Below are 16,948 nucleotides of genomic sequence, written 5' to 3'. Positions count from 1 at the left end.
GGTTTCAAATGTCCGGTAATCCGATCATCAGCTTTGAAAACATCACCAAGCGCTTCGGCAAGACGACGGCGGTGGATAATGTTTCCCTGACCATCAATGAGGGCGAATTTTTCTCGCTGCTCGGCCCTTCCGGCTGCGGCAAGACGACCCTGCTGCGGATGCTGGCCGGTTTTGAAATGCCGACCGAGGGGCGCATCCTGATCGACGGCAAGGACGTCTCGACCGTTCCGCCCAACCAGCGCCCGGTCAATATGGTCTTTCAGTCCTATGCCGTCTTCCCGCACATGACCGTGCTGGATAATGTCGCCTATGGCCTGAAGATGGATGGCGTTGGGGCCGCCGAGCGCCGTGAGCGCGCCGAAGAAGCGTTGAAACTGGTGCAACTGGCCGGCTACGGTGTCCGTAAGCCGGATCAGCTTTCCGGCGGTCAGCGGCAACGGGTTGCGCTGGCGCGGGCCCTGGTCAAGAAACCGCGTGTGCTGCTGCTTGATGAACCGCTCTCGGCGCTGGATGCCAAGCTGCGCGACCAGATGCGCAGCGAACTGACCAGCCTTCAGCAGAAGGTTGGGATCACCTTTATCATGGTGACGCATGATCAGGACGAGGCCCTGGCCATGGCCACGCGCTGTGCCGTCATGAACCGCGGCCTGCTGCAACAGGTGGCCACCCCCTCGGATCTTTATGAGTTTCCCAATTCGCGCTTCGTGGCGGATTTCATCGGCAGCGTGAACATGTTCGAGGGTACGCTCGACGTCGACGCCAAGGACCACGCCATCATCAATACCCAGGAAATGGGGCCGGTCTATCTCGACCACGGGGTCACAGGGCCGGAAAAGGGGACGGTGTGGGCGGCGGTGCGTCCGGAAAAGATCGAACTTCACAAGCGCACCGATACGCCGCCGAAGGTCGATGATGCACCGGAAGGCTATAATGTCGCTGCCGGCGTGGTGAAGCACATGGTCTATCTGGGTTCGGAAACCAATTACGAGATCGAGATCGCCGGCGGCCGCCTGATCAAGGTGGTCCGCCCCAACCTGACGCGCTGGGATCAGGAAGATTTCGAACTGGGCGAACAGGTCTGGATCAGCTTCCACGCCTGCTCACCGGCGGTTCTGCTGAGTTAAAGCGGGGGGCAGGGAGCTTGCGGCCTTTACCCCCTCTTGAAAAACGCTTTGCGCGTTTTCCAAGCTCCCCCTGCAACAGGGGGAGAGGATGAAACCCGTTGTCGGCATCATGGCGTGTAATCGCACGGTCGGCGTGGAAAATGCCCATGCCGTGATGGAGCGCTATGTCCGGGCGGCCATCACCTATGGTGATTGCCATGCGCTGCTGATACCCCCCTTGACCGACAACTTCTCGTCGGCCGCTCTGACGACGCGGCTGGATGGGCTGATGCTCACCGGTTCACCCTCCAATGTGCAGTCCAGCCTTTACGGCAGCGAAGGCGGAGAGGGCCCGTTTGATGAAGGCCGCGATGCGGTCTCTCTCGGCATGATCGAGTGCATGATCAATCTGGGCAAGCCGGTCTTCGGTATCTGCCGGGGCTTTCAGGAAATCAATGTGGTGCTGGGCGGTTCCCTGCGGCGCGATGTCGGTTTCGGCGCGGCCAATGGCGCCAACGGCATCAGTCACCATGCGCCGGATGGCACTGAATTCCATGCGCAATTCGAGCATTGCCATGATGTGGTGCTGACCGCGGGTGGTGTGCTTGATAGTGCCTATGGCCGTGATCACTTGCGGGTTAATTCCGTGCATTATCAGGGCGTGGACCGGCTGGGCGAGGGGCTGTCGGTCGAGGCGACGGCGCCTGATGGCCTGATCGAGGCCTTCAGCGCCAATATCAGTGGTTCGCAGGTGCTGGGCGTGCAGTGGCATCCGGAATGGCAGGCGGACAAATATCCCGACAGCCAGGCTTATTTTCGCCTGATGGGGCAGGCCCTGCGCGGGATGCCTTTGCGTTGATGTGGGCGTTGGTTAACGTAAAATTGTGATCACAATATTTGACTTTTGCGGCGTTATCGTCGAAATTGGCAACAATCATATCCGCTGTCGCCGCCCAATTCAGAGCGACCTTCGAGGACACCCAGACATGAACGCGCCTGCCAAACCCACCCTGCGTAATTACGACATGGCCGAGCTGAAGAAGCTCGACATGGCGCACCATCTGCCGGCACAGTCGGATTACAAGCTCCAGCATGAACTGGGCGGTTCGCGCATCATCACCCGCGCCGAGGGCTGCGTGATCACCGATGCCGAGGGCAAGTCGCTGCTCGACGGCATGGCCGGCCTGTGGTGCGTCAATGTCGGTTACGGCCGCGAGGAACTGGCCCGCGTTGCCTATGAGCAGATGCTGGAACTGCCCTATTACAACACCTTCTTCAAGACCGCGACGCCGCCGCCGGTCAGGCTGGCCGCCAAGATCGCCGAGAAGCTGCAGCAATCGAATCCCGACCTGACGCACGTCTTTTTCAACTCGTCCGGATCGGAAGCGAACGATACCATCTTCCGCCTGGTGCGCTATTATTGGGAACTGAAGGGCGAACCCAAGCGTACGGTCTTCATCTCGCGCAAGAATGCCTATCATGGCTCGACGGTTGCCGGTGCCTCGCTGGGCGGCATGACCTTCATGCACGCCCAGGGTGGCCTGCCTATTCCTGGGATCGAGCACGTCGACCAGCCCTATCCGTTCGGCGAAGGCTTTGGCGAAGACCCGGCGGCTTTCGGCGAGCGCGTGGCGCAGACGATAGAGGACCGCATCTTGGCCGTCGGCCCGGAAAACGTCGCCGCCTTTATCGGCGAGCCGGTGCAGGGCGCCGGCGGTGTGATCATTCCGCCCGACAGCTATTGGCCGAAGGTCGAGGCCATCTGCCGCAAATACGGTATCCTGCTGATCGCCGACGAAGTGATCTGCGGGTTCGGCCGCCTCGGCCACTGGTTCGGTCACCAGCAGTGGGGCATCAAGCCGGATCTGGTTGCCATGGCCAAAGGTTTGTCCTCCGGCTATCTGCCGATTTCGGCGGTTGGCGTTTCCAAAAAGATCGTCGATGTCCTGATTGAGAAGGGGGGCGATTTTGTACACGGCTACACCTATTCCGGTCACCCGACCTGCGCCGCCGTGGCCCTGGCCAATATCGAGATCATGGAAAACGAGAACCTGATCGAGCGCACGCGCACAGTCACCGGTCCTTATCTCGCTAAGGCATTGAAACGCCTCGATGCCCATCCGCTGGTGGGCGAGGCGCGGTCGCTGGGCCTGATCGGCGCGGTCGAAATCGTATCTGAAAAAGGCACGAACAAACGCTTCAAGGGGGCGGAAGGCACCGCCGGGCCAATCGTGCGCGATCTGTGCATCAAGAACGGGCTGATGGTGCGCGGCATCCGCGACAGTATCGTCATGTGTCCGCCGCTGATCATCACCGAAGCCGAGATTGACCAACTTGTCGATACGATCGAAAAGTCGCTGAATGAGGCCGAGCCGGTCCTGCGCGCGCTCTAATCCGGCTTCTGGATAATGATGCCATACCAGCCGAGCCCGGCATAGGTCTCGTAGCCGGGGGTACGATGAAAGGCGATCAGGGTACCTGAGGCGTCGGTATAGTTGCCGGAGGCCTTGCCTTCCGTGCGCAGGCGGACGTGTTCCGACAGGATGCCCTTGCCGTCCGATGAGGCGATAATCAGCCCCTGCGCATCGGTCAGCAGCACGCGGGTGCGCAGCCGTTCATCATGCGCCAGTCGAACGCCCTGTGTGATCGCTGCAGCCTGTGGCGCCCAGTCGAAATGGATGCCCAGAATGCCGATCAGTTCGCCATCGGCATCACCATTGCGGCGCACGCCAGTGGCGTAGGTGGCGATCTGGGCATGACCCAGAAGGGGCTCGGTGGTGATATCGGCCACGGCAAAATCGCTGCCGCTTTTCAGGGCGGCGGCGCGGCCGAATCACAGGCGGTCCGATACATTCTGGCCGATCACCGGATGTTTGCCCGGCCGGCCGTTAGCGATAACATTTCCGGATAAATCACAAAGCCACAGATCGATATAGACGGTGTAGGAATCGAGAATGACGCCGAGGCGCTCGCTGGCATAGGCGGCCTTTTGCGGTGAAGGTTCGGCCGCCTGGTTGACCAGGGCGGAATCGGTGGCCCACCAGCGCACATCGCAGGTGCGTTCGTACAGATTGCGGTCGATGATTTCGATGGCATTCAGTGCCAGATCGGTCATGCGGGCGCCGATCGATTCCTGCGCCATGCTCTGGGTAAGGCTCTCCAGCGTTACGATCTCGTTGCCGAGATCCTTGGCCAGGCTTTCGACCTCGCCGGAAATTGCTGCGCACCTCGTCCGCCACCACGGAAAACCCGGCGCCCTTGTCGCCGGCGTGCTTGGCCTCGATCAGGGCATTCAGGGCGAGAATGCGGAGCTTGGAGGTGACCTGGCGGATATCGCGCACCTTGCCGGCGGTAACCGTCTTGGCGCGGGTGGTTTGGGCGATGATATCGGAAAGGGTCACTTCGGCAGGGGATATGCTATCGGTTACGCTACGGGTACAAGGGGCAGTCATGCTGGGGAGAGACATGGAGAGCTACCTTTTTGCGTTGCAATAAAAAGGTATTCGTCAGCCGGGGAGGGTTAATCAGTTCTTAAAAGGAATGCCCCTTTCCCCATCTGGATCGCAAATTGGTATTGTCGCTGTGTCAGTGTCGCACAATTGTGACGCAAGGTCGGTTTTGAAACTATTTCTGAAAAAATTATTGTATATTATATATTTACACGCTTTTCAGAGGCGGCAATCTGGAATTGTATCGTTTAGCCAAGGTCGGTTTTTTGTTGTATGACACCATACCAGCCGAGGCCGTCATAGGTTTCATAGCCCGGCGTGCGATGGAAGGCGGTCACCTCGCCGCGCCCGGAGGCGTAGTGGCCGTTGGCCCGGCCGTCCGTCTTGAGTGTCACGCGTTCGGTCAGTATGCCGCGGCCATCCGAGGCGGCGATCACCAGGCCCTTGGCATCGACCAGCAGGGCACGGGTGCGCTTGCGCTCTTCGTCAGAGAGGCGCACGCCTTCGGTGATGGCCTTCGCCTGGGGCTGCCAGTCGAAATGCACGCCCAGAACGCCAAGCAGGCGGCCTTCGGCGCGGCCGCCTTCGCGCACGCCCGTGGCATAGGTGGCGACCTGGGCGCCTTTCAGCAGGGGCTCGGTCGTGATGTCGGCAACGGCGAAGTCATTGCCGCTGGGCAGTTGCCGGGCCTGACGGAACCAGTCTGCGGCCGCGACATTGGCGCCGCTGACCGGATAGCGGTCTGGCCGACCATTGGCGATGATGTGCCCGTCCAGATCGCACAACCACAGATCGAGGTAGACGGTATAGGCGTCAAGGATCACGCCGAGGCGGGCGGACGCATGGCTGCGAAGACCGGGATCGGGTGTGGCGGCGGCCTCGACCAGGGCGGCATCGGTGGCCCACCAGCGGACATCGCAGGTGCGTTCATAGAGATTGCGGTCGATCAGTTCGATGGCATTATGCGCCAGGTCGACGAGCCGCGCCCCCTGGTTCTGCCGCGCCATGTCCTCTGTCAGTTGTTCCAGCGAAGCGATTTCGCGGCCGAGGTCTTCGGCCATGATATTAGAGATGGATTCGACTTGGGTGGAAATCTGGCGGACTTCATCGGCGACCACGGCGAAACCCGCGCCCATGTCGCCGGCGCGTTTGGCCTCGATCAGGGCATTGAGCGCCAGGATGCGCAGCAGGCTGGTGACGCCTTTGATATCGCGCAGATTGTCCGAGGTGACGGATTTGGCCTTGGCAGTATGTTCAATAATATCACGAACGCTGACCGTCCGTGTGTTGCCCGTTTCTGCGGCCGCTTGCATGAATGCCCCATTTTGTCACGCTTTTCAGACACTTTGGATGGAGCTACGATGGTTAATGTTGCGTTAATTATGCCGCATTGTTTCAGAGTGTTTCAGCCGTTTGATGGCAAATGAAACCTTCGTGACGCAAAGCGCGACACAGGGCCTTGATTGGTCATATATTACAGTCGGTCGCGCAGGGCGTAATAGCTCAGGCCCGCCACCAGGGCCGGCCAGCGCAGGGCGCGTCCACCGAAGAAGGCCGGGGTTGGCAGGCGGCCCAGAAGTTCAACATCGCGCGCATTGCCGGTGATGGCCCGGGCGAGCAGCCTGCCGAAATAGGGCGCCAGAACCACGCCCTGGCCGCTGTAGCCGGCGGCGGTCCAGACATTCGGCGCGAGGTTGCGGACGAAGGGCGCGCGGCTCATGGTGATGGCCAGCGTCCCGCCCCAGCCGTGCGAGATTTTAACGTCAGCCAGTTGCGGATAGACCTTGAGCATGTTGCGGCGGACGAAGGCGCGGATGTCCTTCGGGAACCACGGCACATAGTTCTCGCCGCCGCCAAACAACAGTCGGTTATCCGGTGTCTTGCGCCAGTAATTGACGACAAAGCGCGAATCCGCAGCGGCGTAGTCATGTGGCAGGATAGCCGGGTCATCGAGCGGTTCGGTGGTCAGGATAAAGTTGTTGATCGGCATGACATGGCTGTCGATCTCTTCCGACAGCCCTTCCATATAGCCATTGCCGCAGATGAGCAGACGCTGGCAGGTGACGGTGGCGCCATTTTCGAGATGGATATGTATGCCCTTGGCGATCCTGCGATAGCTGAGGACATGGCTGTTCTCGAAAATCTGCGCGCCCTGCCCGGCGGAGGCACGCGCCATGCCCTGAGCCAGTTTCAGCGGATGCAGGTGGCCGCCGCCGGCATCGAACGAGCCGCCATGATAGACATCCGTGCCAAGTTCGACCGCCACCTGCGCCTTATCGAGCAGCCGGAGTTTGTCATAGCCGTATCGGGCGACGAAATCGACATAGGCGCGGTCATCCGCTTCATAGCCCGGCTTGTGCCAGGCGTGAACCAGGCCGGGTTTCAGTTCGCAGTCGATATGGTGTTCGCTTATGAGGGTGTGGAGGCTGGCCTTGGCATCCTCCGACATATCCCAGAGCTGGCGCGCGGCATCAGCGCCAAGGATGTTTGCCATTTTTTCAGGATCGATGCGCTGGCCGGTGTGGATCTGCCCGCCATTTCGGCCTGAAGCACCGGAACCGATCCGGGCGGAGTCCAGCACGGTGACATGAATGCTCTGCCGCGACAGTTCGATGGCGGCGCCCAGGCCGGTATAGCCGCCGCCTATAATGCAGACATCGGTATGATGCGCGCCATCAAGCACCGGATAGGAAGTGTCTTCAGCCGTGGCGACATACCAGGAATCGGAAGGGTGACCGTTGTTTTTCATGGGATATTCGGCTCGTGGTTCAGCCGTTTTGCCCCTCACCCCAGCCCTCTCCCCGCAAGCCGGGAGAGGGGGCAGTATGGCGCTGTATGCCCCCTCTCTCCCGTGTTAACGGGGAGAGGGCTGGGGTGAGGGGCCTCTGTTACACGTTCAGCAGCAGGAATTCGCGTTCCCACGGGCTGATGGTCTGCATGAAGGTCTCATATTCGTGCAGCTTGACGCGCGAATAGGCGGTGACGAACTGCGGCCCCATGATGTCGATGATCGGCTGGGCGCGTTCCAGCTTGATGATGGCCTGGACCAGCGAATAGGGCAGGTCGCCCTGCGGCAGGGTGGAGGCGTCCTTGTCCACCGGATCGGCGGGGGTCAGTTTTTCGATCATGCCGAGATAGCCGGAGGCCAGCACCGCGGCTATGGCCAGATAGGGATTGGCATCGGAAGACGGGATGCGGTTTTCCAGGCGGCGATTGGCGGGGTTGGACGGCGGCACACGCAGGCCGGCCGTGCGGTTATCATACCCCCATTGCGTATTGACCGGGGCGCCGGACCCCTTGGCCAGGCGGCGGTAGGAATTGACATAGGGCGCCAGCAGGGAGGTGATGGCGGGCATGTATTTCTGCTGGCCGGCGATGAAGTGGAAGAAGGCCGGGGTCGGCTCACCGGTTTCCGGATTGGAGAACAGGTTCTGACCAGTTTCCGCATCGACGATCGATTGGTGGATGTGCATGGCGGAGCCCGGTTCATTGGCCATCGGCTTGGCCATGAAGGTGGCGTAGATGTCGTGCTCCAGCGAGGTCTCCTTGATGGTGCGTTTAAACATCAGCACCTGGTCGGCCAGTTCGAGCGGATCGCCGTGCAGCAGGTTGATTTCCATCTGCGCCACGCCGGATTCGTGGATCAGGGTATCGATTTCCAGCCCCTGGCTTTCCGAATATTCGTACATGTCCTCGAACAGCGCATCAAATTCATTGACCGCGGAAATCGAATAGCCCTGGCGGCCGGTTTCCGGACGGCCGGAGCGACCGATGGGCGGCTTGAGCGGATAATCGGGATCGGTGTTTTTCTCGACGAGATAGAATTCCAGTTCCGGGGCGATGACCGGCTTCCAGCCCTTGGCCTCATAAAAGCCGAGGACGCGGCGCAACACCTGGCGCGGGCTTTCCTCGACCGGGCGGCCATCGGGATGGAAGGCGTCATGGATGACCTGAGCGGTCGGGTCATGCGCCCAGGGCACGGCGGCAAGCGTCCGAAAATCGGGCTTAAGGAAAATGTCGGTATCGGATTGCACCGTGCCCACCACGCCTTCGAGATCGGGATAGTCACCGGTGATGGTCTGGTAGAAGACGGCCAGAGGCAGGTTCATGTAAGGGGTATTGAGGAACTTCTTCGAGGGCATGATCTTGCCACGGGCCACGCCGGCGAGATCGGGCACCATGCACTCGATTTCCTCGATATTCTGGCTGGCCAGCCAGGCGGTGGCTTCCTCAAGATCCTTGGCGCCGCGTTTGGCAAACACGATCTTGCGCTTGTTCTTGGACTTCATATAGCTGTCGTGTGACATGTTGAATCGTCTTTATGGCTTATTGTTCAGTCGGGATCAGACACCGGCCAGAGCGCGAATGGAAATGACAAAAGCGCGACGAGGTCCACAGCCAGTACTCTACGCGGCTGCCGGGGTATTCTGACGAATTGTGATCACAATATGCCGGATTCCGGCCAAAGGCAAGCCGTGTTCACGCAGGGGTGAGGGCAATCGTGAAGGCTGCGGGGTTGACCCGGCGGCCACCGGCTTGTTGACTTAAAGGGGGACGGGCGGAGGACAATGCACAAAAAGGAGCCTCCATGTTCGATTTGCCGATTTACCTGCCCGATGGTTTACGCCTGATGCTGATTGCTGTGGTGGCGGTTATTGCCGGTGCGGTCGCCGGACGCCTGCTGATGAGCCTGGCAAAATGGCTGGCCAAGCGTAACCCGCAGCTATCCCGTCACATCAATCTGGCGCGCCTGGCCACGCCGCTCTATGTCGTCACGCCGGTGCTGGCGGTCTTCATCGCTGTCCGGGCGGTGGCGTCGGACGTCATGCTGACGCCGGTTGTATCCGGTATCGTCAAGGTGGCCAGCGTGGCCCTGCTGTACTGGCTGGCCATGCGCGTCATCGATATCATTACGGTGGCGGTATCCCGGCGCTATGACATAACGGTGGCTGACAATCTGCGCGCACGGCGTATCCGCACCCAGATCGTGGTGGTCAAGAGCATCGCCAATTTCATCGTCTTCCTGCTGGCCCTGGCGGCGGTCTTCCTGATGTTCGATACCCTGCGCGGCCTGGGCGTCAGTCTGCTGGCCTCGGCCGGCGTGGCGGGTCTGGCCATCGGTTTTGCGGCGCAGAAGACGCTCGGCAATCTGCTGGCCGGCATCCAGATTGCCTTCACCCAGCCGATCCGGCTTGAGGATGCTGTGGTGGTGGAAAACGAATGGGGCTGGGTGGAGGAAATCACCCTGACCTATGTCATCATCAGGCTGTGGGATCTGCGCCGGCTGGTACTGCCGATCAGCTATTTCATCGAAAAGCCCTTCCAGAACTGGACCCGGACCTCGGCCAGCATCATCGGCACGGTCGAGCTTTATGCCGACTACACCCTGCCGATCGACCCCTTGCGCGAGAAACTGGTGGCCTTGCTGGAGACGACCAGGCTATGGGATAAGCAGGTTCAGGTCGTGCAGGTGACAGACTGCGACAAGGATGTCATCAAGATACGCATCCTGGTCAGTGCCGCCAATTCGCCGACCGCCTGGGATCTGCGCTGTTTCGTCCGCGAGCAGATGATCCGCTTCATTCAGGATACCTATCCGCAATGCCTGCCCAAGACCCGCGCCGCGCTCGAAAGCCCAGATGATTATAGAGATCAACGATCCGCAGGATTCACGCCTCAACCTGTATCGTAACGTCAAGGACCGCGACCTGACCGGCCGCGACGGCCTGTTCATGGCCGAGGGCAAGGTGGTGCTGGAGCGGTTGTTTACCTCAAGGCTGGCGGAAACGATCAGCGTCCTGACCACGCCGGAACGGTTGGATGGACTGGCGCATCTGCCGGACGTGCCGGTTTATGTGGTGCCGCAGAGCGTTATGGACGCGGTGGCTGGTTTTCCGATCCATCGCGGTTATCTGGCGCTCGGCCGCTATGCGCCGCCTTTGTCGCTCGAAGAGGCGGTAACGGGGGAACGTGCGCGCGTGTTGGTGCTTTCCGGCATCGCCAATACCGACAATATGGGCGGGCTGATGCGCAATGCGGCGGCCTTTGGCGTCGATGCCGTGATTCTGGACGCGACCTGCTGCGATCCGCTCTATCGCAAGGCAATCCGCGTCAGTGTCGGCGGCGTGCTGGAGATGCCTCACTACCGCGTCAATGATTTGATCGGCGCCTTGCACCGGTTCGACCTGACGCCCTATGCCCTCAGTCCGTCAGGCACCGTGACGCTTGATCAGGTACAGCCGGCCGCGCGCTCGGCCCTGCTGTTCGGCGCCGAAGGGCCGGGACTTTGCGATGATATCATGGCCGCCTGCACCACGGTGCGGATCGATATGCACGGCGGGTTCGACAGCCTGAACGTGGCGACGACCTCGGGGATCGTGCTTTACCAGATGTGCCGTCTATAGCCTGACGATCTGACCATCGGCATCGGCGCTTTGATAAATCGCCTGAATGATGCGGATATCGCGCAGGCCCATCTCGCCGGGCGTCTGGTGCGGCTGGTTGGCCGCCGCGGCCATGCAGAAGGCGTCTATCTGGGCACTGAACTGAACCGCCGGATTGCCGGCGCGAAGCGTTACCGGCGTCAGGTCAGCGTGCTGCATCGTTGTGTTGATCTGGTTGTAATCGGAGGCCGGGTCCATGCTGATGCTGCCCTCAGCGCCAAAGAAGCGCTGGCGGGTGGCGTAGGTCCAGCAATAGGAAGAGGCCCCTTGCGCGCTGATGCCCGAAGGAAAACGCAGGCGCCACTCGACGCCACCTTCGACCTCTTTAAATCGCGGATCATTGGCGGGCGTCGAATAGACGGCACTGACGGAGACCGGCGCCTCATCGACGGCCCAGAGCGCCGCATTCAGCGCATAGATGCCGATATCGTACATCGATCCGCCGCCGGCCAGAGCCTTTCGCAGGCGCCATTTGTGCGGCGGATAGTCCGGGTTGGCGACAAAACCCGCTTCGCCGGAAAAGTAGCGCAGGTCGCCGATCTCGCCGGCGCGCAGACGTTTGATGGCGTCCATATTGTTTGGTTCAAAATGGACGCGGTAGGCGATACCAAGTTGACGATTGGCGGCACGGGCGGCGGCGATCATGGCTTCGCATTCGGCGACCGTGGACGCCATAGGCTTTTCGCACAGCACATGCTTACCGGCCTTGAAGGCGCGGATGGTATATTCGGCGTGCAACGCTACCGGCAGGGCGATATAGACGGCGTCTATCTCCTTGTCGTCGGCGATCCGGTCGAAAGTGCTGTAATCATAGAATTTGCTGACGCCATAACGCGCGCCGAGGTCATGCGCCTTATCCGGACTGCCCGAAACAAAGGCCGTCATCCGGGCGTGGCTGGAAGCGACGAAGCCCGGCATCATCTGGCCGACCGCAAAGCTGCCCAGACCGACCACAGCCCAGCGCATTCGTTCTTTCGGCGGATCTGGCAGGTTGAACTTGCCGGCCAGCGGTTGGCCTTGCGCCTTCGGTGTCGCCGCACTGGCGGCCGACGCCATCAGCGGCAGACCGCCGGCGGCAACGAGCAGACTGCGGCGATCAATGCGAAAACCGGTCATGGCCGGACCTCCTTTATTTTTCTGGATCGGGAGCTGTAAAAGGCGAGCAGCACGGTTTGCCGATGGCGTGGAATTCCATGATCTCGGCGCGCGTACCATCCGGATCGATCAGGTTGAGCTGCCACTTGGCGTCTAGGCCGATCTTCGGCGTGCCGTCCTGATCTTTCAGGCGGTCGCCATTCCACAAAACCGTATAGGTATCGCGCGTATTAGGCACGCCAAGCGAAAAGTGGTTGAGCACGCCGGCGGTTTGCTGGCTCATATCAGCAGGGATGCCGGTGGTTTCCGGGCCATCGACCAGCATATATTCCAGCCAGTCGGTACCGTCGGGCACTTGCTGGCTGACCCAGGACGGCTGATCGGCCTTGGTGCCGCCGAACCAGTAAGGACGGAAGCCAAGAATGTCGCGGTAGAAGGCATCCTCGCGCGACCGGTCATGAACGATAAAGCCGACATGGATGATGTGGTTTGACAAAAGGTTGACAGGCACGTCGGCCAGAGCAGCCGGGGCCTGCACGAATTCGATGCGGTTGCCTTCCGGGTCGCTGACGGCAAACCACAGGCCGCCGTCGCTGCCTTTGGTGACCTTTGCCGGGACGGCTATCTTGCGGCTGGCCAGGTATTTGCGCAAGGCTTCCGCATCCGGGGTGGCGAAGGCCACATGGTCGAGCCGGTTTTTCGAGACACCGGCTGGCAGGGGCAGGATTTCGACGAACTGCGCCGGAGAGAAATAATAGCGCGTGCCGTCGGGATTTTCCGGATCGCTGCCCTTGGCGGCACCCAGATCGTGGGCATAAAAGGCGTCGCTGTTGGCGGGATCAGCGGCATAGAGCGCGATATGGGAGATGCCGGTAATCGGCGGCCGAGCCGGTTCAGCCTCCACGACGGACGAGGCCGATAGCAGGCACGCGATCAGGCAGGATAAGGCCCTCATGTGCATTTCCTCATATTGTTATTATGTGTTAGCGCTCACATTAGCACGTAATAACAATAAGGAAAGTGATCAGCCGCGGATAAACGTAAAGCTTTTTGACGCCCCACATTTGTGATAATGTGGGAGGTGTAATGGAGTCGACAATGAGCCGCCTGACAATTGATATGACCGATAAGCAGCATCAAAGCCTGAAAGCACTTGCCGCTTTACAGGGAAAGACCATTAAGCAATATGCCCTTGAGCGCCTGTTGCCAGCGTCAGGCGACGGGGAACAGGCATGGTCCGAATTGAAAGACTTTCTCGACAAGCGCATCAAGCAAGGCTTGAGCGGCAATGTAACGCCTCAGTCGTTTGATCAGGTTGTGGAAGAAGAACTCGGAGAAGGCGACGCTTCTTGACGGTGTCATTCATTCTTACGGATGGGGCAGCCGACGATCTTCGCTCAATTGTCCGATATACACGAAAAACCTGGGGTGAGACGCAGGCGCGCACCTATGCCGAGATATTGCGTAACGGTATTCAACGACTGGTAAACGGCGAGGGCAAATTTAAAATTCTGGATGACATTCACCCATCGTTGCGAGCGGTGCGCTGCGAACACCATTATATTTTCTGTCTGAGGCGTGAAGATGCGCCATCGCTTATCGTTGCGATTTTGCACGAGAGAATGGATTTAGTCGCTCGCATTACGGATCGGCTGGATTGACGGCCGATCCCGGAGCTTAAACGCGGACCGCTGCGGCATGGCGCCCTTCATTGCCGAAGATACGCAGGTAACGGGCGATTTCTGCGGGTTCGCCCGTCGCTTTTTCGGGATTGTCAGACAGCTTGACCGCCGGCCGACCATCCGCTTCCGTTACCTTGCAGACCAGAGAAATGGCATCCAGCCGGTCGGTTTCAAACGGGGCGCAGTCGCGGAAGTCATTGGTCAGGTTGGTGCCCCAGCCGAAGCTCATCCGCACCCGGCCGTGGAAATGGCGGTAGGTGGCCTCGATGCTGTTCACGTCCATGCCGTCGGAAAAGATCAGCAGCTTTGATTTCGGATCGACGCCCTTGGATTGCCACCAGCGGATGATTTGCTCTCCGCCTTCGATTGGCGGGGCACTGTCCGGGCGGAAACCGGTCCACTCCGCCAGCCAATCGGGCGCGCGCTCCAAGAAAGCCGTGGTGCCGAAGGCATCAGGCAGGGCGATCAGCAGATTGCCGTCATAGTGGGCGCGCCAGTCTTCCAGCACGCGATAGGGGGCAGTAGCGAGTTCGTCGTCCGTTTTGGCCAGGGCCGCCAGCACCATCGGCAGCTCATGAGCGTTGGTGCCGATGGCTTCCAGGTCATTATCCATGGCCAGTAGCACGTTCGACGTGCCGATAAAGCGCTTGCCGAGGCCCTCCTTCAGCGCCTCGACGCACCAGCGCTGCCACAGGAAGGAGTGACGGCGGCGGGTGCCGAAATCGGAAATGACGAGGTCTGGCAAGGCTTGCAGGCGCTCGACCTTGCCCCACAGCTTCGCCTTGGCGCGGGCATAGAGCACATCGAGCGCGAAGCGGCCCTGGCCACGCATGGCGGCGCGTGAGCGCAGTTCGTTGATGATGGTAAGCGCGGGGATTTCCCACAAGGTGGTATGCGTCCACGGACCATGGAAATGCAGTTCGTACTGGCCATTGACCTTATGCAGGTCGTATTCCGGCAGTTGGAAGTCCTTCAGCCAGGCGATGAAGTCCGGGCTGAACATCTGAGTCTTGCCATAAAAGGTGTTGCCGGCCAGCCAGATCAGTTCCTTGGGGGTAAAACGCACTGTGCGGGCATGATCGAGCTGGGCGCGCAGTTCGGCCTCATCGATCTCTTCGGCCAGGCGGATACTGTGATTGCGATTGATCACGGAGAAGGTCACCGGCACCTCGGGATAGAGGTGCCGGATCATCTGCAACATTAATAGTTTGTAGAAATCGGTATCGAGCAGACTGCGGACGATCGGGTCGAGCCGCCAGTTGTGGTCATAGGTGCGGGTAGCGATATCGGTGACCGCCATCAGCCTTCGACCGAGGTCTCCGGGCGATCCCCACCATGGGCCAGTTCGTCATGCCAGACACCATCCGTGCCTTCGTAGGAGATGCTGGTGTCGCTGCCGGGCGCGGTCTGTTCACGCGCGGCCTTGCGGGCGGCTTGCAGTGCCAGATCATGGCTGGCGAAGGTCTCCGAGAAAGTGCCGTCGACCGTATAGGCCCAACCACCATCGTGCTGAACAACCTTGTAGATGACTTTGGGCATAACTGCTCGTTCCTGGCGCTATCGAGTTATGGTGCAGGGACCGTGTCCCTGCTAGATTTCCTGGTTGTAGTCGGTGATTTCCGGATACTTGGCCAGGCGCGGCTTCACTTCCTTGCGGAACAGGTCGCGCATATCGTCTTCCGAGCGCAGGCTTTCGACTACGACCACCAGTTCCGGCTTGTTGGAGGAGGCGCGGACCAGCACCCAGGAACCGTCTTCGAGATGGACGCGGGCGCCGTTGACGGTGATGACTTCCGTCACCTTGCGGCCGAGGATCGAACCGCCGGCGGCCAGCAGATCCTCATATTCCTTCACGATCTTTTCCAGGATCTGGTACTTGATCTCGTCGGCGCAGTGCGGCGACATGGTGAGTGAGGTATAGGCCACCGGCAGGGCGTTTTTCAGTTCCGACAGCGATTTGCCCGGATTGCGGTCGAGCATGGCCAGGATGGCCTCTGCCGCCTTCAGGCCGTCGTCATAGCCGCGGCCGATCGGCGGGGCCAGGAAGAAGTGACCCGACTTCTCGAACCCGGCCAGGGCCTTCAGTTCATCGGTCTTGCGCTTGATATAGGAGTGGCCGGTCTTCCAGTAGACGGTCTTGGCGCCGTTCTTCTTAAGTACCTCGTCGGTGGCATAGAGGCCGGTCGATTTCACATCGACGACGAAGGTGGCGTTCTTGTAGATTTCCGACAGGTCGCGGGCCAGCATCAGGCCGATCTTGTCGGCGAAAATCTCATTGCCCTCATTATCTACCACGCCGCAGCGGTCGCCATCCCCATCAAAGCCCAGGGCCACGTCGGCATTATGCTCTTTCACGGCCTTGGCCATGTCGACCAGCATTTCGTGGTCTTCAGGGTTCGGATTGTACTTCGGGAAGGTCGAGTCGAGATTGGTGTCGAGTTCGATGACCTCGGCGCCCATGGCGCGAAGCGTCTGCGGGGCGAAGGCGCCGGCCGTACCATTGCCGCAGGCGCAGATGACCTTCAGCTTGCGCTTCAATTGCAGCTTGGAGGAGATGTCGTCCATATAGCGCTGCTGCACGCCTTCGACACGCTTCAGGCTGCCACCGGGACGCTCGACGCCGAGCCCGCCCAGTACGATTTCCTTCAGGCGACCCATTTCCTCCGGGCCGAAGGTCAGCGGTGCCTGGCAGCCCATCTTCACGCCGGTCCAGCCATTGTCATTGTGCGAGGCGGTGACCATGGCGACACAGGGCGCGTCCTGGTCGAACTGGGCGAAATAGGCGATCGGCGACAGGCACAGGCCGATATCGATGACCTCGATGCCGGCCTGCATCAGGCCGAGGATCAGGGCATTCTTGATATTGGTCGAATAGGAGCGGAAGTCATGGCCGGTCACCAGCTTCGGCGTCACGCCGCGCTCATGGATATAGGTGCCGAGGCCGAGGCCGAGGGCCTGGATGCCGAGCAGGTTGATTTCCTTGCCGAAGACCCAGCGTGCGTCGTATTCGCGGAAACCGGTCGCCTTCACCTTGGCCTGGGTCTCGTATTCATAGGTATTCTCGGCGATATCAGGCTTGGGCAACAGGGTCATTTCAGGCGTGTCCTCGGATATGTCGGCAGGGGAGAGCGCTCCTATGCCACATGAAGAAGTAAAAATTCAAAGTGCCTTGATTA

Annotated in this window: 17 protein-coding genes and 1 pseudogene; 7 read left to right on the top strand and 11 right to left on the bottom strand. The window is 60.2% G+C overall.

What is annotated here, in order from left to right; genetic code table 11:
• Positions 1 to 8 precede the first annotated feature (8 nt).
• The 3 genes from BLO49_RS11220 to BLO49_RS11210 all read left to right on the top strand — a co-directional run bounded on the left by BLO49_RS11220 (position 9) and on the right by BLO49_RS11210 (position 3,496).
• Positions 9 to 1,124, top strand: coding sequence for an ABC transporter ATP-binding protein (locus tag BLO49_RS11220; RefSeq protein ID WP_090648461.1), 1,116 nt, complete (start codon positions 9 to 11; stop codon positions 1,122 to 1,124).
• 88 nt (positions 1,125 to 1,212) lie between these two features.
• Complete coding sequence (locus tag BLO49_RS11215) at positions 1,213 to 1,962, top strand: gamma-glutamyl-gamma-aminobutyrate hydrolase family protein (RefSeq protein WP_090648458.1); 750 nt, start codon at positions 1,213 to 1,215, stop codon at positions 1,960 to 1,962.
• 127 nt (positions 1,963 to 2,089) lie between these two features.
• Positions 2,090 to 3,496, top strand: coding sequence for an aspartate aminotransferase family protein (locus BLO49_RS11210; protein WP_090648456.1), 1,407 nt, complete (start codon positions 2,090 to 2,092; stop codon positions 3,494 to 3,496).
• Here the strand turns inward: BLO49_RS11210 and BLO49_RS18185 are convergent.
• The 6 genes and pseudogenes from BLO49_RS18185 to BLO49_RS11190 all read right to left on the bottom strand — a co-directional run bounded on the left by BLO49_RS18185 (position 3,493) and on the right by BLO49_RS11190 (position 8,841).
• Positions 3,493 to 3,894, bottom strand: coding sequence for a cache domain-containing protein (locus BLO49_RS18185; protein ID WP_139159675.1), 402 nt, complete (start codon positions 3,892 to 3,894; stop codon positions 3,493 to 3,495). The two genes, BLO49_RS11210 and BLO49_RS18185, sit on opposite strands and share 4 nt — an antisense overlap.
• Positions 3,895 to 3,936: 42 nt before the next feature.
• Entirely contained in the window at positions 3,937 to 4,245 is a 309-nt protein-coding gene (locus BLO49_RS18620; protein WP_245679011.1) for a hypothetical protein, read from the bottom strand.
• A gap of 133 nt (positions 4,246 to 4,378) precedes the next feature.
• Positions 4,379 to 4,555 (bottom strand): annotated as a pseudogene (locus BLO49_RS18680) (hypothetical protein); the annotation flags it as partial.
• Positions 4,556 to 4,800: 245 nt separating this feature from the next.
• Positions 4,801 to 5,865, bottom strand: a complete 1,065-nt coding sequence (locus tag BLO49_RS11200; protein ID WP_090648453.1) for a methyl-accepting chemotaxis protein — start codon at positions 5,863 to 5,865, stop codon at positions 4,801 to 4,803.
• A 161-nt stretch (positions 5,866 to 6,026) separates the two neighbouring features.
• A complete protein-coding gene (locus tag BLO49_RS11195; RefSeq protein ID WP_090648451.1) occupies positions 6,027 to 7,301 on the bottom strand; it encodes an NAD(P)/FAD-dependent oxidoreductase in 1,275 nt (424 codons plus the stop codon).
• Positions 7,302 to 7,440: 139 nt separating this feature from the next.
• Positions 7,441 to 8,841, bottom strand: coding sequence for a glutamine synthetase family protein (locus BLO49_RS11190; RefSeq protein WP_090648985.1), 1,401 nt, complete (start codon positions 8,839 to 8,841; stop codon positions 7,441 to 7,443).
• 299 nt (positions 8,842 to 9,140) lie between these two features.
• Here BLO49_RS11190 and BLO49_RS11185 point away from each other — a divergent pair, with 299 nt between their 5' ends.
• Together BLO49_RS11185 and BLO49_RS11180 are read left to right on the top strand one after the other, a co-directional pair.
• Positions 9,141 to 10,244, top strand: coding sequence for a mechanosensitive ion channel family protein (locus BLO49_RS11185; RefSeq protein WP_090648448.1), 1,104 nt, complete (start codon positions 9,141 to 9,143; stop codon positions 10,242 to 10,244).
• Positions 10,192 to 10,956, top strand: coding sequence for a TrmH family RNA methyltransferase (locus tag BLO49_RS11180; RefSeq protein ID WP_090648446.1), 765 nt, complete (start codon positions 10,192 to 10,194; stop codon positions 10,954 to 10,956). The genes BLO49_RS11185 and BLO49_RS11180 overlap by 53 nt, the downstream gene beginning before the upstream one ends.
• On the opposite strand, the gene BLO49_RS11175 is transcribed toward BLO49_RS11180, so the two are convergent.
• Positions 10,951 to 12,111 (bottom strand): Gfo/Idh/MocA family protein, encoded by a 1,161-nt coding sequence (locus tag BLO49_RS11175; RefSeq protein WP_090648443.1) that lies wholly within the window; start codon positions 12,109 to 12,111, stop codon positions 10,951 to 10,953. The genes BLO49_RS11180 and BLO49_RS11175 overlap by 6 nt on opposite strands.
• 13 nt (positions 12,112 to 12,124) lie before the next feature.
• Positions 12,125 to 13,045 (bottom strand): VOC family protein, encoded by a 921-nt coding sequence (locus tag BLO49_RS11170; protein ID WP_090648441.1) that lies wholly within the window; start codon positions 13,043 to 13,045, stop codon positions 12,125 to 12,127.
• A gap of 143 nt (positions 13,046 to 13,188) precedes the next feature.
• On the opposite strand from BLO49_RS11170, the gene BLO49_RS11165 reads away from it, so the two are divergent.
• Together BLO49_RS11165 and BLO49_RS11160 are read left to right on the top strand one after the other, a co-directional pair.
• Positions 13,189 to 13,443, top strand: coding sequence for an antitoxin (locus tag BLO49_RS11165; RefSeq protein WP_090648439.1), 255 nt, complete (start codon positions 13,189 to 13,191; stop codon positions 13,441 to 13,443).
• 2 nt (positions 13,444 to 13,445) lie between these two features.
• Complete coding sequence (locus BLO49_RS11160) at positions 13,446 to 13,751, top strand: type II toxin-antitoxin system RelE/ParE family toxin (RefSeq protein WP_245679009.1); 306 nt, start codon at positions 13,446 to 13,448, stop codon at positions 13,749 to 13,751.
• Positions 13,752 to 13,767: 16 nt separating this feature from the next.
• Here the strand turns inward: BLO49_RS11160 and pncB are convergent, their stop codons facing one another.
• The 3 genes from pncB to BLO49_RS11145 are packed head-to-tail and all read right to left on the bottom strand — an operon-like array spanning position 13,768 to position 16,865.
• The gene (gene pncB, locus BLO49_RS11155) at positions 13,768 to 15,072 is read right to left on the bottom strand and encodes a nicotinate phosphoribosyltransferase (protein ID WP_090648434.1); all 1,305 of its coding nucleotides are present in this window, start codon (positions 15,070 to 15,072) and stop codon (positions 13,768 to 13,770) included.
• Positions 15,072 to 15,311 carry a DUF2188 domain-containing protein gene (locus tag BLO49_RS11150; RefSeq protein WP_090648431.1) on the bottom strand — a complete coding sequence of 80 codons (240 nt, stop codon included), beginning with the start codon at positions 15,309 to 15,311 and terminating at the stop codon, positions 15,072 to 15,074. The genes pncB and BLO49_RS11150 overlap by 1 nt, the downstream gene beginning before the upstream one ends.
• A gap of 51 nt (positions 15,312 to 15,362) precedes the next feature.
• Positions 15,363 to 16,865: a phosphomannomutase/phosphoglucomutase gene (locus BLO49_RS11145; RefSeq protein WP_090648429.1), complete on the bottom strand. Its 1,503-nt coding sequence runs from the start codon at positions 16,863 to 16,865 to the stop codon at positions 15,363 to 15,365.
• Positions 16,866 to 16,948 lie beyond the last annotated feature (83 nt).

The sequence above is a fragment of the Asticcacaulis taihuensis genome (assembly GCF_900100255.1).
Classification (GTDB): Bacteria; Pseudomonadota; Alphaproteobacteria; order Caulobacterales; family Caulobacteraceae; genus Asticcacaulis; species Asticcacaulis taihuensis.
This window is presented reverse-complemented; position numbering and strand designations above follow the sequence as displayed.

Bases quoted from the DNA above. Each gene is read 5' to 3' on its own strand.
- BLO49_RS11190 (WP_090648985.1), bottom strand. From the start codon at position 8,841: ATGAAGTCCAAGAACAAGCGCAAGATCGTGTTTGCCAAACGCGGCGCC.
- BLO49_RS11220 (WP_090648461.1), top strand. From the start codon at position 9: ATGTCCGGTAATCCGATCATCAGCTTTGAAAACATCACCAAGCGCTTC.
- BLO49_RS11185 (WP_090648448.1), top strand. From the start codon at position 9,141: ATGTTCGATTTGCCGATTTACCTGCCCGATGGTTTACGCCTGATGCTG.
- BLO49_RS11170 (WP_090648441.1), bottom strand. From the start codon at position 13,045: ATGAGGGCCTTATCCTGCCTGATCGCGTGCCTGCTATCGGCCTCGTCC.
- BLO49_RS18620 (WP_245679011.1), bottom strand. From the start codon at position 4,245: ATGGCGCAGGAATCGATCGGCGCCCGCATGACCGATCTGGCACTGAAT.
- BLO49_RS11165 (WP_090648439.1), top strand. From the start codon at position 13,189: ATGAGCCGCCTGACAATTGATATGACCGATAAGCAGCATCAAAGCCTG.
- BLO49_RS11215 (WP_090648458.1), top strand. From the start codon at position 1,213: ATGAAACCCGTTGTCGGCATCATGGCGTGTAATCGCACGGTCGGCGTG.
- BLO49_RS11145 (WP_090648429.1), bottom strand. From the start codon at position 16,865: ATGACCCTGTTGCCCAAGCCTGATATCGCCGAGAATACCTATGAATAC.
- BLO49_RS11150 (WP_090648431.1), bottom strand. From the start codon at position 15,311: ATGCCCAAAGTCATCTACAAGGTTGTTCAGCACGATGGTGGTTGGGCC.
- BLO49_RS11195 (WP_090648451.1), bottom strand. From the start codon at position 7,301: ATGAAAAACAACGGTCACCCTTCCGATTCCTGGTATGTCGCCACGGCT.
- BLO49_RS11175 (WP_090648443.1), bottom strand. From the start codon at position 12,111: ATGACCGGTTTTCGCATTGATCGCCGCAGTCTGCTCGTTGCCGCCGGC.
- pncB (WP_090648434.1), bottom strand. From the start codon at position 15,072: ATGGCGGTCACCGATATCGCTACCCGCACCTATGACCACAACTGGCGG.
- BLO49_RS11180 (WP_090648446.1), top strand. From the start codon at position 10,192: ATGATTATAGAGATCAACGATCCGCAGGATTCACGCCTCAACCTGTAT.
- BLO49_RS11210 (WP_090648456.1), top strand. From the start codon at position 2,090: ATGAACGCGCCTGCCAAACCCACCCTGCGTAATTACGACATGGCCGAG.
- BLO49_RS11200 (WP_090648453.1), bottom strand. From the start codon at position 5,865: ATGCAAGCGGCCGCAGAAACGGGCAACACACGGACGGTCAGCGTTCGT.